The sequence below is a fragment of the Nonomuraea sp. NPDC003214 genome, assembly GCF_053590035.1.
Genome location: NZ_JBSFSX010000007.1, coordinates 67552 through 80320 on the forward strand (window position 1 = coordinate 67552; position 12769 = coordinate 80320).

Consider the following 12769-nt stretch of genomic DNA (forward strand, 5'->3'; position numbering starts at 1 on the left):
GGCCACACTTGCTCGCGTGGACAGCAGGACGAAACGCCGCTTATCCCCCGCCGAGCTCGACGCCCTGGCCCGCCGCGCGCTGGGCGCCGGGGTCGTGGGGCACACCGAGCTGACCGACGGCTACGCCAACGCCGTGTGGCGGCTGCGGCTGGACGACGGCCGCGAGGTGGTGTGCAAGCTGGCGCCGCCGCCCGAGCTCGACCAGCTCAGCTACGAACGCAACCTGCTGCGCATGGAGGCGGCCGCGTACGAGCTGGTGGCGGCGGCCGGGGTGCCGGTGGCGGCGCTGCTGCGGGCCGGGTTCGACGATCCGGTGCTGGGCGGCGACTACCTGATGCTGTCCGCGCTCGACGGCGTGTCGTGGAACGACGCGCGGCCGGGCAACGAGGACGAGCTGCGGCGCGAGCTGGGCCGGCTGATGGCCCGCTTCAACTCGGTGACCGGCGAGGTGTTCGGCTACCCGCACGCCGGGATCACCGGCGCGACCTGGCGGGAGGCGTTCCTGGCGATGGCGGGGGCGCTGCTCGGCGACACCGGGCGCTACCCGACGCCGCTGCCCGCGCCGCCCGGCCGGATCATGGAGGTGCTGGAGGCGGCCTCGCCGGTGCTGGACGAGGTGACGACGCCGCGGCTGGTGCACTTCGACATCTGGAAGGGGAACGTGTTCCTCGACGTGTCGGGCACGCCGCGCATCCAGGCGATCATCGACCACGAGCGGGCGTTCTGGGGCGATCCGCTGGCCGAGTTCGTCACGCCGACGATCTTCGGGGAGCTGCGCGAGGACGATCCGATGCTGGCCGGGTACCGCGAGGTGCGCCCGCTGGAGCTCACCGCGTCCGCGCGTACCCGGCTCGACCTCTACCGCGCCTACCTGTCGCTGATCCTGCTGGTGGAGAACGGACCCAGGCAGTACCCCGAGGAGGAGTACGCCCGGATCCGCGACGCGGCGTTCAGCTCACTGGGCGAGCTGCTGGATCGCCTCGTAGCTCCCGCCCCTGGGGCCCTCGCGTAGGTCGCGGCACTGGCCGCCGCCCGCGCCGGTGACCCGGTTCGGCACGCCCAGGTCCGCCGGGGCGGGGGTGTTGCCGGTGCAGGAGAGCGCGCCCTTGACCGTGGTGCCGGACACGGCCGGGGCCGTGTTGCGGGTCAGCGAGGCCGCGCCGCGCAGCTCGGCGCCCACGACGGTGAGCGTCCCGGTCCGGTCGGCGGTCAGCGCGCCGTCCACGCGGGTGCCCAGCAGGTGCAGCTCGGCGGCGCCGGAGGCGGTGAGCGTGCCGGAGATCCGGCCGCCGTCGGCCACCAGCGACGCCCCGGCCCGCACCTGGACCGGCCCGGTGACGGTGGCGCCGTCGAGGCAGGTCACGCCGCCGGTCACGGTGAGCGGGCCGCGGTGGGCGCCGGTGACCGTGCGGGTGCACGCGGGCGGCGGCGCGATCGTCGTGACGGTGAACGACTTCGCCTTGCCCGCGTTGCCCGCCGCGTCGATCGAGCGGTACTCGACCGTGTGGCGGCCCCGGGGCAGCTTGCCGTACACGAGGTGGTCGATGACCGTGCCCTCCTCGGTGAACGTCCACGGCAGCTCCGAGGAGGTCGGCCAGCCGAAGTAGTTGAACCAGCCGTCGCCGTCGACCCGCGACTCCGAGACCACGTACCCGTCGCGGTCGTCGTCGCCGGTCAGCCGCATCGAGAACGGGCCGTTGTAGACGTAGGTGTCGCCGGATCTGACCAGCGGCTCCGACAGCTCGTAGCCGGTCGCGGGGGCGACGGCGTCGACCGTCCAGGTCAGCGTGTCGCCGCCGAGGCTCGCGGTGAGCCGGTGCGTGCCGGGGCTCAGGTCCAGCTCGCCCAGGTCGAGGTCGGTGCCGCCGTCGCCGACGCGCTCGCCGTCGAGCTCCCAGGCGACCTTCGGCACGGTGTGCGCCGGGTGCGTGGTCTCGACGTATATGACGTCCTCGGCGCCCGCCGGGCGGTCGGTCGGGGTGGAGGAGGTGAAGCCCGGCTCGACGCCGTCGGGCGGGGTGGTGAGCGTCGTGTCGACGGTCCACGTCCTGCTCGCCGTCAGCGCGGCGCGCACGGCCGGGTCGCGGACGAACTCCGTCGGGTCGGTCACCGTGGCCTTGACCGTGTGGGTGCCGGGGCTGAGGCCGAGCGTGCGCAGGTCGAGCGTGTCGGCGTCACCCGGCAGGTCCTTGCCGTCGACGTTCCAGGTGGTGGTCAGGCTGTGGCTGACCGGGCGCATCGGCTCGACCCACAGCACGCGGTCCGCGCCGACCGGCTGCCCGGACGGGGTGGCGTCCTGCACGACCGCGGTCTTCGCGGTGATGCGCCGGACCATGACCTCGCGGCTGACCTGGTCGAAGTAGTAGCCGAGGGTCTTCATCATCGAGTGCTGACTCGGCCGCCACACGCCGGTCGTGGCGTACAGGCCGCCCTCGTAGCGGGCGATCGGGCCGCCCGACTCGCTGGGCTCGCCCAGCCAGCGCCACCACTTGCGCTGCTGCTCGCGCATCTGCTGCTCGGTCAGCAGCGTGTGGTGCGCCGACGACGGCTCGCCGCCGCTGTAGGCGCCGCCGGGTTCGCCGCGCTGGTAGTAGTCGTACTCGTCCTGCAGCCCGCCCAGCGAGTGGCCCAGCTCGTGCGGGCTGATCAGGGCGGACATGGCGTTGCTGCCCGACGCGGTGGCGTACGAGCCGCCCGCGCCGCCGTACGTGCCGCTGTTGCCCAGGGCGAGGATCTGCCGGTTGCCGGACGTGGTGCCGGCGACCAGGTTGGCGTAGCGGTTGGCGGCGCCGTTGTCCATGGTGATGAGCCGCTGCACGCTGCCCGGGTTGCAGCGGCCCCAGAAGCCCATGCTCAGCGGGGTCGTCCTGCGCGGCGAGGTCAGGTCGGGGTCACAGCTGATGCCCGATTCGCCGGACACGATGTCGACCCGGTAGACGTTGATGTAGTTGCGGTAGGACTTGAACGGCTCGATCGACCACATCACGTTGAGGTGACGGTCGACGTCCTGGCCGAACTTCGCCTGCTCTGACTCGGTGTAGCCGTCGCCCATGACGATCAGGTTGAACCGCTTCTCCGGCGCGCCGGTGACCTGCACGGGCACGACGGTGGCGGCGCCGGGCTCGGCGGCGGCCACCGTGGCCGCCACCGTGGCGGTGGTGGCGACAGCCTGGGAGGGGACGTACACGACTGCGGCGGCCAGCACGAGGGCCGCGATTGTGCGCATGCCCAGCACTATCGGCCCGGCCAGGCCGGACGTCTCATCCCATAAGGGCATAACCCCGGCGTGATACCTTCTGCCGGATGAAGCTGGAGCTGCGGCATCTGGAGACGCTCCGGACCATCGCCGACCAAGGCAGCGTCACCAGGGCCGCCGCCGCGCTCGGCGTCTCCCAGCCCGCGCTCACCGCCCAGCTCCGCCGCATCGAGCGGGTGCTCGGCGGGCCCGTCTTCGCCCGCGACCACCGCGGCGTCACCGCCACCCCGTTCGGCGAGTTCGTGCTGGCCAGGGCCCGGGTGGTGCTCGCCGGCGTGGACGACCTGCTCGCCGCCGGGCCGTACGAGCTCGCCGGGCAGGCCGTGCGCGTCGGCAGCTTCGAGCACCCCGTCGTCGTGCCGCTCGTCGCCAATTTGATGCGGGCCTTCCCCGAGGCGCGCATCACCCTGCAGACCGAGCACTTCGTCCGCGTCCTGGTCGACATGGTCGCCAACGGGCGGCTCGACGTCGCCCTCGTCGCCGACTACCCGGGGCACGAACTGCGCCCCCAGCCCTCTCTCGGGCTGGAGGCCGTGGCCGTCGAGCCGGTGTTCGTCGCCCTGCCCGCCGCTCACCCGCTCGCCTCGCGGGAGGAGGTCGAGCTCGCCGACCTGGCCGGCGAGCCGTGGGTGCTGCCGCCGCCGGACGGGCTCGGGTGGCCCGAGCACCTGCTGGACGCGTGCGGGCGCGCCGGCTTCACCCCCCGCGCCCGCTACCAGCTCATCGGGGCCGGGGTACGCGGCGAGCTCATCGGCGCCGGGCACGCGGTCTCCGCCTGCCAGGCGCTGCACGACCCCGGGCCCGGCGTCGTCGTGCGGCCGCTGGCGGGCAACCCGCTGTGGATGCGGCAGGTGCTCGTGTGGCGCCCGGGGTTCGCCGCCCACGTACCGGCCCTGCTGGACAGCGCCCGCGCCGCCCACGCCGCCGTCGCCGCCCGCCGTCCCCCGTACACCACCTGGCTCACCCGCCAGCCCTGACCCGCCACCCGGCCCGCGGGCGCCGGGCCCGTCCGCGCTGGACGGGCGCGCCGTCACGGCGGGGGCCTTCCCCGAGAGGGCGGCGGGCCCCGCAGCAGGGGTGGGGGGCCGCGGCCTCGGCGGGCGGGGGGCGGGGCCGGCTCGTCGGGGGGCTCCTCCTGCTCCCGGAGGGCTCCGCCGTGGGGGTGGAGGGAGCCGAGCAGGCGGGTGCGCAGGGCGGGAGGCGGCGGGACGGGGGCGGCCAGGCGGGCGGCGGTCTCGCGCAGGCGGCGGACCTCGGCCCGGCAGGAGGGGCAGCGGGTCAGGTGGCGTTCGAAGGGGGCCAGGTCGGCGGCGGGCAGCGCGTGCACGGCGTAGGCGCCGGTGAGGAGGTGGAGGTCGTCGTTCATGTCCACTCCCGGGAGAGGCGGCGGCATCACCTGATTCGGTCTTTCCGCCTTTCCGGATGCGGGTATTGCTCCCTTTCCCGGCCCGTGAGACAATCTCATCAGGTGATGAATTATGAGCTGTGTGATCGCGGGCGGCGGCCCGGCGGGCGCGATGCTCGCCCTGCTGCTCGCCCGGACCGGCGTCGAGGTGACGCTGCTGGAGAAGCACGCCGACTTCCTGCGCGACTTCCGCGGCGACACCATCCATCCGTCCACGCTGCAGGTGCTCGACGAGCTGGGACTGGCCGGCCGGTTCCTCGCGCTGCCGCACCGCAAGGCCCACGAGCTGAGCGTCGTGACCGACAGCGGGCCGATCCGGCTGGCGAGCCTGCGGGGGCTGCCCGGCCGCTACGACTACATCGCGTTCGTCCCGCAGTGGGACTTCCTGGACCTCCTCACGTCCGAGGCGGCCCGCTACCCGAACTTCCGGCTGCTGATGCGGGCCGAGGCGTACGACCTGATCCGCGAGGGCGGGGCGGTGCGCGGGCTGCGCTACCGCGACCCGTCGGGCGAGCACGAGGTCCGGGCGGCGCTGACGGTCGCGGCCGACGGGCGCGGCTCGGTGCTGCGCGAGCGGGCCGGGCTGACGCCGCAGGAGCTGGGCGCGCCGATGGACGTGCTGTGGTTCCGGGTGCCGCGCGAGGAGTCCGACCCGGACCAGCCGTTCCTGCGCGTCTCCAGCGGCCACGTGGTTGTCGCGATCAACCGCGAGACCTACTGGCAGCTCGCGTACGTGATCCGCAAGGGCGGCTACGAGGAGCTGGCAGGCCGGGGCATCGAGGCGCTGCGCGAGCCGGTCGGGCGGATGCTGCCGTTCGCGGCCGGGCGGCTGGGCGTGATCGGCGGCTTCGACGACGTGAGCATGCTGACGGTGCGGCTCAACCGGCTGCGCCGCTGGCACCGGCCGGGGTTCCTGTGCATCGGCGACGCGGCGCACGCGATGTCGCCGGTGTTCGGCGTCGGCATCAACCTGGCGGTGCAGGACGCGGTCGCCACGGCCGGTCTGCTGGCGGGCGCGCTGCGCTCCCCCGGGCGCGGGCCGGTCCCGGAGGCGGCGCTGCGCCGGGTGCAGCGGCGGCGCATGCCGCCGACCCTGGTGACGCAGGCGGTGCAGCGGCTGGTGCAGAACCAGCTCATCAAACCGGCGCTGACCAGGAGGTTCGGGCCGCCGCGGGTGCGCCCGGACCTGGCGCGGGTGCCGGTGCTCAACCGGCTGGTCCGCCGCTTCGTCGGCCTCGGGGTGCGCCCCGAGCACGTGCGGGCGACCCCTATTTTGACACCGTCTTCTCACAACGTGGACACGGCGGTCGGTGGGGAGGACCCGGTGGAATACCCTCGTATGTCGTGAGCGCACTGACCAATTCGCTGAATCTCGATTCGTGGCGAGCCCTCCCCGCGGCCCAGCAACCCGACTGGCCCGATCACGGCGAGCTCAAGAAGGTCGTCGCCGAGCTCGGCGGCCTCCCCCCGCTGGTCTTCGCCGGAGAGTGCGACCAGCTCAAGGACGAGCTCGCCGCCGTGGCGCGGGGCGAGGCCTTCGTGCTGCAGGGCGGTGACTGCGCCGAGACGTTCGCGGCGGCGACCGCCGACAACGTCCGCAACAAGCTCAAGACGCTGCTGCAGATGGCGATCGTGCTCACCTACGCGGGCAAGGTGCCGGTCGTGAAGATCGGGCGGCTGGCGGGGCAGTTCGCCAAGCCGCGCTCGAAGGGCACCGAGACCCGTGAGGGCGTCGAGCTGCCCGCCTACAGGGGCGACATGGTCAACGGCTTCGACTTCACCGCCGAGTCGCGCCGCCCCGACCCGTGGCGGCTGCTGAAGGCCTACCACTCCTCGGCCGTGACGCTCAACCTGGCGCGGGCGTTCACCAAGGGCGGCTACGCCGACCTGCGGCAGGTCCACGCGTGGAACCAGGACTTCGTGGCCGAGTCGCCCGCCGGGCGCCGCTACGACCAGCTCGCCCGGGAGATCGACCAGGCGCTGGCGTTCATGCGGGCGTGCGGGGCCGACCCGGAGGAGTTCCACTCGGTGGAGTTCTACTCCTCGCACGAGGCGCTGATCCTCGACTACGACCAGGCGCTCACCCGCATCGACTCGCGTACGGGGCTGCCCTACGACGTGTCGGCGCACATGGTCTGGATCGGCGAGCGGACCCGGCAGCTCGACGGGGCGCACGTGGAGTTCTTCTCCCGCATCCGCAACCCGATCGGCGTCAAGCTGGGCCCGACGACCACGCCGGACGAGGCGCTGGCGCTGATCGACAAGCTCAACCCGGACAACGTGCCGGGCCGGCTGTCGTTCATCACCCGGATGGGCGCCTCCAAGATCCGCGAGCACCTGCCGCGGCTGGTCAAGGAGGTCACCGCCTCGGGCGCGCAGATCGCCTGGATCTGCGACCCGATGCACGGCAACACGTTCGAGGCGCCGAGCGGCCACAAGACGCGGCGGCTCGACGACGTGCTCAACGAGGTGGCGGGCTTCTTCGAGGTGCACCGTTCGCTCGGCACGCACCCGGGCGGCATCCACATCGAGTTCACCGGCGACGACGTGACGGAGTGCGTGGGCGGCGGCCACGAGATCGCCGAGGGCGACCTGGCCACGCGCTACGAGACGGCCTGCGACCCGCGGCTCAACCGTGGTCAGTCGCTGGATCTGGCGTTCCGGGTGGCCGAGCTCTACCGCGGCTGAGTGATCCACCTCACACCGGGGGTCATCGGACACGGTGACCCCCGCGATCTCCTAGGATCGCGCTGTAAAGGGCGAAATATCAGGAGTTTTGGTGGACAGTGCTCCGGAGGGCGTCGACCCCAACGTGCCCAACGTCGCGAGGATGTACGACTACTACCTCGACGGCAAGGACAACTTCGCGGCCGACCGTGAAGCGGCCGAGCGGATCATGAAGATCTTCCCGGTCACCAAGGACGCGGCCAGGGAGAACCGGGCGTTCCTGCGCCGGGCCGTGCGCGAAGTGGTCGCGGGCGGCGTCCGGCAGATCATCGACCTGGGGGCGGGCCTGCCCACCCAGGGCAACACGCACGAGATCGCGCCCGAGGCGCGCGTGGTGTACGTGGACTACGACCCCGTGGTGTGCACGCACGGGCGTGCCCTGCTGGCCAGGGGCGACAAGGTGGACTTCTTGCAGGCCGACGCGAGGAAGCCGGACGAGCTGCTCGAACGCCTCGACGGGATGGTGGACTTCGGGCAGCCGGTGGCGTTCATGATGCTGGCCATCCTGCACTTCATCCCGGACGACGACGCGTACGGGATCGTCGGCAAGCTGCGTGAGGTGAGCGTGCCCGGCAGCCATCTGGTGATCAGCCACGCGATCGACGCCAAGCCGGACACCACGCCGCAGGCGATCGAGGTCTACAACCAGGCCACGGCCGGGCTGAACCTGCGCACCCACGAGGAGATCGTCCGCTTCTTCGACGGCTACGAGCTGCTGGAGCCGGGCCTGGTCTTCCCGAAGGACTGGCGGCCCGACGGCGGGGAGACCTACGGCGGCGGCACCGCCATCGGCTACGCGGGCGTGGGCCGCAAGACCGCCCCCTGAGCCTCACCGGGCGTCACTGAAACCGGGCGTCACTGAACCACGCGTCACTGACGAGCACGGCAGCCCCGCCGCGAGCGGGGCTGCCCTGTCGTCTCACTGCTGCCGCTGCGCGTCCTTGAGCTCCTTGTCGAGCTCGGCGCGGATCTCGTCCATGTCCAGGGCGCGGACCTGGCGGATGAGGTCGGCCAGGGCCGGGGCCGGGATGGCGCCCGGCTGCGAGAACACCACGATGCCGTCGCGGATCGCCATCAGCGTCGGGATGGACCGGATCTCGAAGCCCTGCGAGAGCGCCTGCTCCTGATCGGTGTCGATCTTGCCGAACGTGATGTCCTGGTGCTCCTCGGAAGCCTTCTCGAAGATCGGCCCGAACATCTTGCAGGGGCCGCACCAGTCCGCCCAGAAGTCGAGCAGGACGATCCCCTTGTCGGCGATGTCGTTGAAGTTCTTCTCGGTTACTTCGATGGTCGCCACAAGTGGCTCCTCGCATTCGTCCGTCAGCGTGTGTAGGTCAACATCTCTACACAGGAAGAACCCCTACCCTCGCGCGGGCATTCCAGCCCTCAGCCGCGGCCTCCCGGCAGGGCGAGCCCGACGACGAGCGGGTCGTGGTCGGAGGAGCGGTAGGCGTCCGGCCGGTAGAGGCCGGGCGGGTTGAACTCGGTGTTGTAGTCGAGGATGCGGGGCTCGTCGGCGTTCACGTGCCAGATGGCGGCGCCGGTGACGCGCTTGAGGAGCTGCCTGCCGACCAGCATGTGGTCGAGCTCCCCGGCCAGGCCCTCGAAGACGTAGCTGTAGCGCTGGGCGGCGGGCACGTGCTTCTTGGTGACGCTGGTGAGGCCACCCGCTTCGAGCGTGTCTATGGGGTCCTCCTCGCCGTAGGCGTTGAGGTCGCCGAGCACGATCGGGTTGGGCAGGTCCGCGGTCAGGCCGAGCAGCGCCTGCGCCTGCTTGACCCGGGTGGCGTTCCAGCAGCCCTGGCCGTCGCCCTGGTCGGCGTCGGGGCCGTCGTCGGGGCAGGAGCCCTTGGACTTGAGATGGTTGACGATCATGGTGAACGGCTGGCCGCCGCCGGTGCGGCGGAAGGTCTGGACGAGCGGCGGCCGGCTGAAGACCGGGTCGCGCGACGCCGCGGGCTCGCCGACCGGCTTGAGCTTGGCGGGCTTGTAGATGAGGCCGACCTGGATGGCGTCGGTGCCCGGGTACGGGTGGGTCAGGGCGGCGTACGTGCCCGCGCCCACCTCGGCGTTGACGGCGTCGACCAGCGCCTGGAGTGCGGTCCGGCCGTTGTTCTCGACCTCCATGAGGCCGACGGCGTCGGCGTCGAGGCCCTTGAGCGCGGCCACCAGCTTGGCGAGCTGCCGCTGCTGCTCGGCGGCGTCGGTGGCGCCGCGCGAGCCGAGCGTGGTGAACCAGTTGAGCGTGTTGAACGAGGCCACCTTGACGTTGCCGCCCACCCGGGCGGGCCTGGCCGGGCGCGGGTTGGCCGCACGGTAGGCGACGGGCTCGGTGGGCTGCAGGCGGTAGGCGCCGAACCCGTACCCGAGGACGCCGGTGAGGCCGGTGACGGTGTCGCCGGCGCGGGCCAGGGGCGGGAGGGTGGCGGGGTTCTGGCGGGAGGAGCCGTCGTCGAGCAGCAGGGAGCGCCGCTGGTTGAGTGCCGGGTCGACGCCGGGCCGGTCGGTCGGCTGGAACAGCCGGCCGCCGGAGGAGAGCGTCACCTCGCCGAAGCGGCCCAGGTCGTAGTGGTCGCTGACGGTCAGCGGCTGCGGGAAGGTGAGCAGCACGTTCTCCACGGACTCCAGCCCGTCGGCGGGCAGGCTCTGGCGCAGGGGCGCGACGGAGCCGGTGCCGCACACGTCGACGGCGGTGACCGGTGACAGCTCGGTCCAGCCGTTGTACTCGATCGCCCGGCCCGTGACCAGGACGCGGTCGCCGACCTTGACGTCCTTGAAGGTGTCGCGGGCGAAGGCGAACAGGCCGTCGGAGGTGGCCGGGTCGCCGTCCGGCGTCGGGTCCTGGAGGAAGAAGCCGCTGAGCTGGTCGCCGCGCTGGAAGTCGCCGGTGACGACGCCCTCCACCCGGACGCTCCGCCCGGCGAGCGGGGTGGCGGCGCCGGGGCCCTGGACCTCGGCGATCTGCCGGTCCGCCGGGATGTCACAGGGCCCGGCCGGGGCCGCGGAGGCGGGTACGGCCCCGGCAGTGAGGGTGGCGGTGAGAGTGGCGGTGAGGGTGGCTGCCACGGTGAGCGCGGCAAGCGGTAAAGCACGCATAATCCGCACTTTAGAGGCACTCCCCGCCGCGTCTTCCTCCGTAGACAAGGCTGGAACATGAAATCTCCGAACCTTGACATGCACCCGCCCCGGGTATGACCCCTGCATGGACTGGGTCACCTGCGCGCACTCGGCCGCCTGCACCGGAGTCGCCCGCCCACCGTCCGGGCGCTGCCTGGCCCATCTGCCTCACGAGGAGCTGTCGGCCGCCCTCGCCGCCCTGGCCCCGGGCCGCCTGCTGGACCTGCGCGGCACCACCGTGGGCGGCGACCTGCTGCGCCGGGTGCTGGCGGCGGCGGGCGACCGGCCGGGCCGGGCGCGGCTGGACCGGGCCAGGTTCACCGGCGACGTGCGGCTGTCGGGCGTGGCCTTCCAGGGGGACGTGTCGCTCGACGGGGCCAGGTTCGAGCGGCTGGCGTCGTTCTTCGGCGCCCGCTTCGACGGCAACGTGTCGCTGGCCGGGGCCTGGTTCGCCAGGGAGCTGTCCTTCCACGGGGTGCGGGCGCGCGGGCACGTGTCGCTGGACCGGGCGGTGATGTCGCGCGACGCGCTGTTCAGCCAGGCCGTCTTCGAGCACGGGCTGTCGTGCGAGAGCGCCAGGTTCGACGGGTACGCGACGTTCGACGGCGCCCGGCTGGGCGAGGCGGCGTGCTTCCGGGGCGCGCGGTTCGGGCGCACGCTGTCGTTCCGCAAGGTGGCCGGCAGCGCCTGGTTCGACGCCGCGCACTTCGCCGCCGACGCCTACCTGTCGGCGACCGGCCGGCTGTCGGCCGCCCGCGCGCGGGCCGACGCGACGCTGGACGTGGCCGTGCGCGGCTGCGGGGTGGACCTGCGCCAGGTGCGGGTGGCGGGCGCGACCACGCTGCGGCTGACCGATTCGCAGGCCGACCTGGAGGGCGCGGTGCTGCGCGGCCCGGCGACGGTGACCGGGCGCGGCCGGGCCACGCTGACGTCGCTGCGCCAGGTGGACGCGGCCAGCCTGGCGCTGGCCGGGCTGGACCTGTCGTCCTGCCGGTTCGCCGGGCTGGCCCACCCGTCGGGGCTGCGGCTCACGGAGTGCACGCTGGCGCTCGGCCGGCGCGGGACGCTCTGGCCGATGCTGCGCTGGCTCACAGCTCGCCGGCGATCCGCCCGATCAGGGTGACGATGCGCGGCCAGCCGCCGCCCATGATCCGGCGCGAGAGCTGCTGGGCCGGGTCGTCCGGGTCGAAGCCCTCGTGGTCGAGGAAGAACCGGGTGCCGTGGCCCTCCGGTTCGAGCCGCCAGGTGACGATCCAGCCCTCGCGGCCCCAGGCCAGCTTGACCAGCTTCTCCGGCTCGACCTCCAGCACCTCGCAGGGCACCACGCCGTCGAAGCCGACGTCGGGCCTGGGCGTCGTGGTGAAGGTGAACCGGTGCCCCACCTCGGCCCGGTAGTCGCCGGGCATGAGCCAGCGGGTCACCAGGCCGGGATCGGTGAGCGCCCGCCACACCTTGGCGGGCGGGTGGCCGATGAACTGGTCCAGCCGGATCGCCCTCCTGTCGTCAGGCATCGTCGTCCTCCAGGTCGTCCAGCAGGTCGGTGAGATCGGTCAGCTTCTGGCGCCAGAAGCGCTCGTACGGGGTCAGCCAGTCGCGGATCTCCATGAGCGGCGCCGCCTCCAGCCGGTAGTGCCTCTCGCGGCCCTTGCGGGTCTCGGCCACCAGCCCGGCGTCCCTGAGCACCTTGAGATGCTCGGAGACGCTGGGCCGGCTCATGTCGAAGCGGTCGGCCAGCCGGCCGGCGGGCTGCGAGCCCTCCTCGCGCAGCAGCCTCAGCAGCTCGCGCCTGGCCGGGCTGGCCAGCGCGGTGAAGACGTGGTCGGCGGTCATTCCTGGCTGACCACGAAGCCGTTGCCGAACGGGTCGGAGAACAGCAGCTGCTTGCCCCACGGCTCGTCGGTGGGCCCTTCGGCGGCCACGCCGTGCTCGCGCAGCCGCTCGGCGAGGGCGTCGACGTCGGGCGAGGAGAGGACCAGGCCGCCGATCGGCGCCATCGACGGGAACCAGGAGGCGAGCAGCAGCGTGCTCTCGGCCCCCTTGGGCGCGACGGTGAGCCAGCGGCCCATCGGGAACGGGTTGTCGGTGCGGACCTCGAAGCCGAGGACGCCGGTGTAGAAGGCGTGCGCCCCGCCCTGGTCGGAGACGGGCACGGTCACGGTCACGATGTGTGAGATGAGCATGTCGGCCACTATACGTAGGTTTTTTCCTACATAACAACCCGAATCAGGGAAAACCCTGATGGGCTCCCGGCGGGACCGTTCGTA

The 12769-nt window shown here is 72.7% G+C and carries 13 protein-coding genes; 6 read left to right on the forward strand and 7 right to left on the reverse strand.

The window, feature by feature from the left end:
• Positions 1 to 16 precede the first annotated feature (16 nt).
• Positions 17 to 1012 (forward strand): phosphotransferase family protein, encoded by a 996-nt coding sequence (locus ACWDXC_RS22295; RefSeq protein ID WP_219509404.1) that lies wholly within the window; start codon positions 17 to 19, stop codon positions 1010 to 1012.
• On the opposite strand, the gene ACWDXC_RS22300 is transcribed toward ACWDXC_RS22295, so the two are convergent.
• A complete protein-coding gene (locus ACWDXC_RS22300) occupies positions 956 to 3226 on the reverse strand; it encodes a M64 family metallopeptidase (RefSeq protein WP_449984898.1) in 2271 nt (756 codons plus the stop codon). The genes ACWDXC_RS22295 and ACWDXC_RS22300 overlap by 57 nt on opposite strands.
• A 77-nt stretch (positions 3227 to 3303) precedes the next feature.
• Between ACWDXC_RS22300 and ACWDXC_RS22305 the strand changes: the two genes are divergently transcribed.
• Positions 3304 to 4233, forward strand: a complete 930-nt coding sequence (locus ACWDXC_RS22305; protein ID WP_364181954.1) for a LysR family transcriptional regulator — start codon at positions 3304 to 3306, stop codon at positions 4231 to 4233.
• 53 nt (positions 4234 to 4286) lie between these two features.
• Here ACWDXC_RS22305 and ACWDXC_RS22310 read toward each other — a convergent pair whose 3' ends face one another.
• The gene (locus ACWDXC_RS22310; RefSeq protein ID WP_449984902.1) at positions 4287 to 4622 is read right to left on the reverse strand and encodes an RskA family anti-sigma factor; all 336 of its coding nucleotides are present in this window, start codon (positions 4620 to 4622) and stop codon (positions 4287 to 4289) included.
• A 112-nt stretch (positions 4623 to 4734) separates the two neighbouring features.
• Between ACWDXC_RS22310 and ACWDXC_RS22315 the strand changes: the two genes are divergently transcribed.
• The 3 genes from ACWDXC_RS22315 (at position 4735) to ACWDXC_RS22325 (ending at position 8214) form a co-directional block, all read left to right on the forward strand.
• Positions 4735 to 6009, forward strand: a complete 1275-nt coding sequence (locus ACWDXC_RS22315; protein WP_449984905.1) for an FAD-dependent oxidoreductase — start codon at positions 4735 to 4737, stop codon at positions 6007 to 6009.
• Positions 6006 to 7349 (forward strand): class II 3-deoxy-7-phosphoheptulonate synthase, encoded by a 1344-nt coding sequence (locus ACWDXC_RS22320; protein ID WP_449984907.1) that lies wholly within the window; start codon positions 6006 to 6008, stop codon positions 7347 to 7349. Before ACWDXC_RS22315 ends, ACWDXC_RS22320 begins: the two co-directional genes overlap by 4 nt.
• Before the next feature lie 91 nt (positions 7350 to 7440).
• The gene (locus ACWDXC_RS22325) at positions 7441 to 8214 is read left to right on the forward strand and encodes an SAM-dependent methyltransferase (RefSeq protein ID WP_449984910.1); all 774 of its coding nucleotides are present in this window, start codon (positions 7441 to 7443) and stop codon (positions 8212 to 8214) included.
• Between the two features lie 93 nt (positions 8215 to 8307).
• Here the strand turns inward: ACWDXC_RS22325 and trxA are convergent, their stop codons facing one another.
• Positions 8308 to 8685 (reverse strand): thioredoxin, encoded by a 378-nt coding sequence (trxA, locus tag ACWDXC_RS22330; RefSeq protein ID WP_219509398.1) that lies wholly within the window; start codon positions 8683 to 8685, stop codon positions 8308 to 8310.
• Between the two features lie 89 nt (positions 8686 to 8774).
• Complete coding sequence (locus ACWDXC_RS22335; protein WP_449984913.1) at positions 8775 to 10484, reverse strand: ExeM/NucH family extracellular endonuclease; 1710 nt, start codon at positions 10482 to 10484, stop codon at positions 8775 to 8777.
• Between the two features lie 106 nt (positions 10485 to 10590).
• Here ACWDXC_RS22335 and ACWDXC_RS22340 point away from each other — a divergent pair, with 106 nt between their 5' ends.
• Positions 10591 to 11628: a pentapeptide repeat-containing protein gene (locus ACWDXC_RS22340; RefSeq protein WP_449984915.1), complete on the forward strand. Its 1038-nt coding sequence runs from the start codon at positions 10591 to 10593 to the stop codon at positions 11626 to 11628.
• On the opposite strand, the gene ACWDXC_RS22345 is transcribed toward ACWDXC_RS22340, so the two are convergent.
• Genes ACWDXC_RS22345 through ACWDXC_RS22355 form a run of 3 tightly spaced genes read right to left on the reverse strand, consistent with a single transcriptional unit; the run spans position 11594 to position 12685 of the window.
• Entirely contained in the window at positions 11594 to 12016 is a 423-nt protein-coding gene (locus ACWDXC_RS22345) for an SRPBCC family protein (protein ID WP_219509395.1), read from the reverse strand. The genes ACWDXC_RS22340 and ACWDXC_RS22345 overlap by 35 nt on opposite strands.
• Complete coding sequence (locus tag ACWDXC_RS22350) at positions 12009 to 12335, reverse strand: ArsR/SmtB family transcription factor (protein WP_219509394.1); 327 nt, start codon at positions 12333 to 12335, stop codon at positions 12009 to 12011. The genes ACWDXC_RS22345 and ACWDXC_RS22350 overlap by 8 nt, the downstream gene beginning before the upstream one ends.
• Entirely contained in the window at positions 12332 to 12685 is a 354-nt protein-coding gene (locus ACWDXC_RS22355) for a VOC family protein (RefSeq protein WP_449984918.1), read from the reverse strand. The genes ACWDXC_RS22350 and ACWDXC_RS22355 overlap by 4 nt, the downstream gene beginning before the upstream one ends.
• Between the last annotated feature and the right edge of the window lie 84 nt (positions 12686 to 12769).

Coding starts and splice junctions, on each gene's coding strand:
- ACWDXC_RS22300 (WP_449984898.1), bottom strand. CDS start 3,226: ATGCGCACAATCGCGGCCCTCGTGCTGGCCGCCGCAGTCGTGTACGTC.
- ACWDXC_RS22305 (WP_364181954.1), top strand. CDS start 3,304: ATGAAGCTGGAGCTGCGGCATCTGGAGACGCTCCGGACCATCGCCGAC.
- ACWDXC_RS22310 (WP_449984902.1), bottom strand. CDS start 4,622: ATGAACGACGACCTCCACCTCCTCACCGGCGCCTACGCCGTGCACGCG.
- ACWDXC_RS22315 (WP_449984905.1), top strand. CDS start 4,735: ATGAGCTGTGTGATCGCGGGCGGCGGCCCGGCGGGCGCGATGCTCGCC.
- ACWDXC_RS22335 (WP_449984913.1), bottom strand. CDS start 10,484: ATGCGTGCTTTACCGCTTGCCGCGCTCACCGTGGCAGCCACCCTCACC.
- ACWDXC_RS22340 (WP_449984915.1), top strand. CDS start 10,591: ATGGACTGGGTCACCTGCGCGCACTCGGCCGCCTGCACCGGAGTCGCC.
- ACWDXC_RS22345 (WP_219509395.1), bottom strand. CDS start 12,016: ATGCCTGACGACAGGAGGGCGATCCGGCTGGACCAGTTCATCGGCCAC.
- ACWDXC_RS22350 (WP_219509394.1), bottom strand. CDS start 12,335: ATGACCGCCGACCACGTCTTCACCGCGCTGGCCAGCCCGGCCAGGCGC.
- ACWDXC_RS22355 (WP_449984918.1), bottom strand. CDS start 12,685: ATGCTCATCTCACACATCGTGACCGTGACCGTGCCCGTCTCCGACCAG.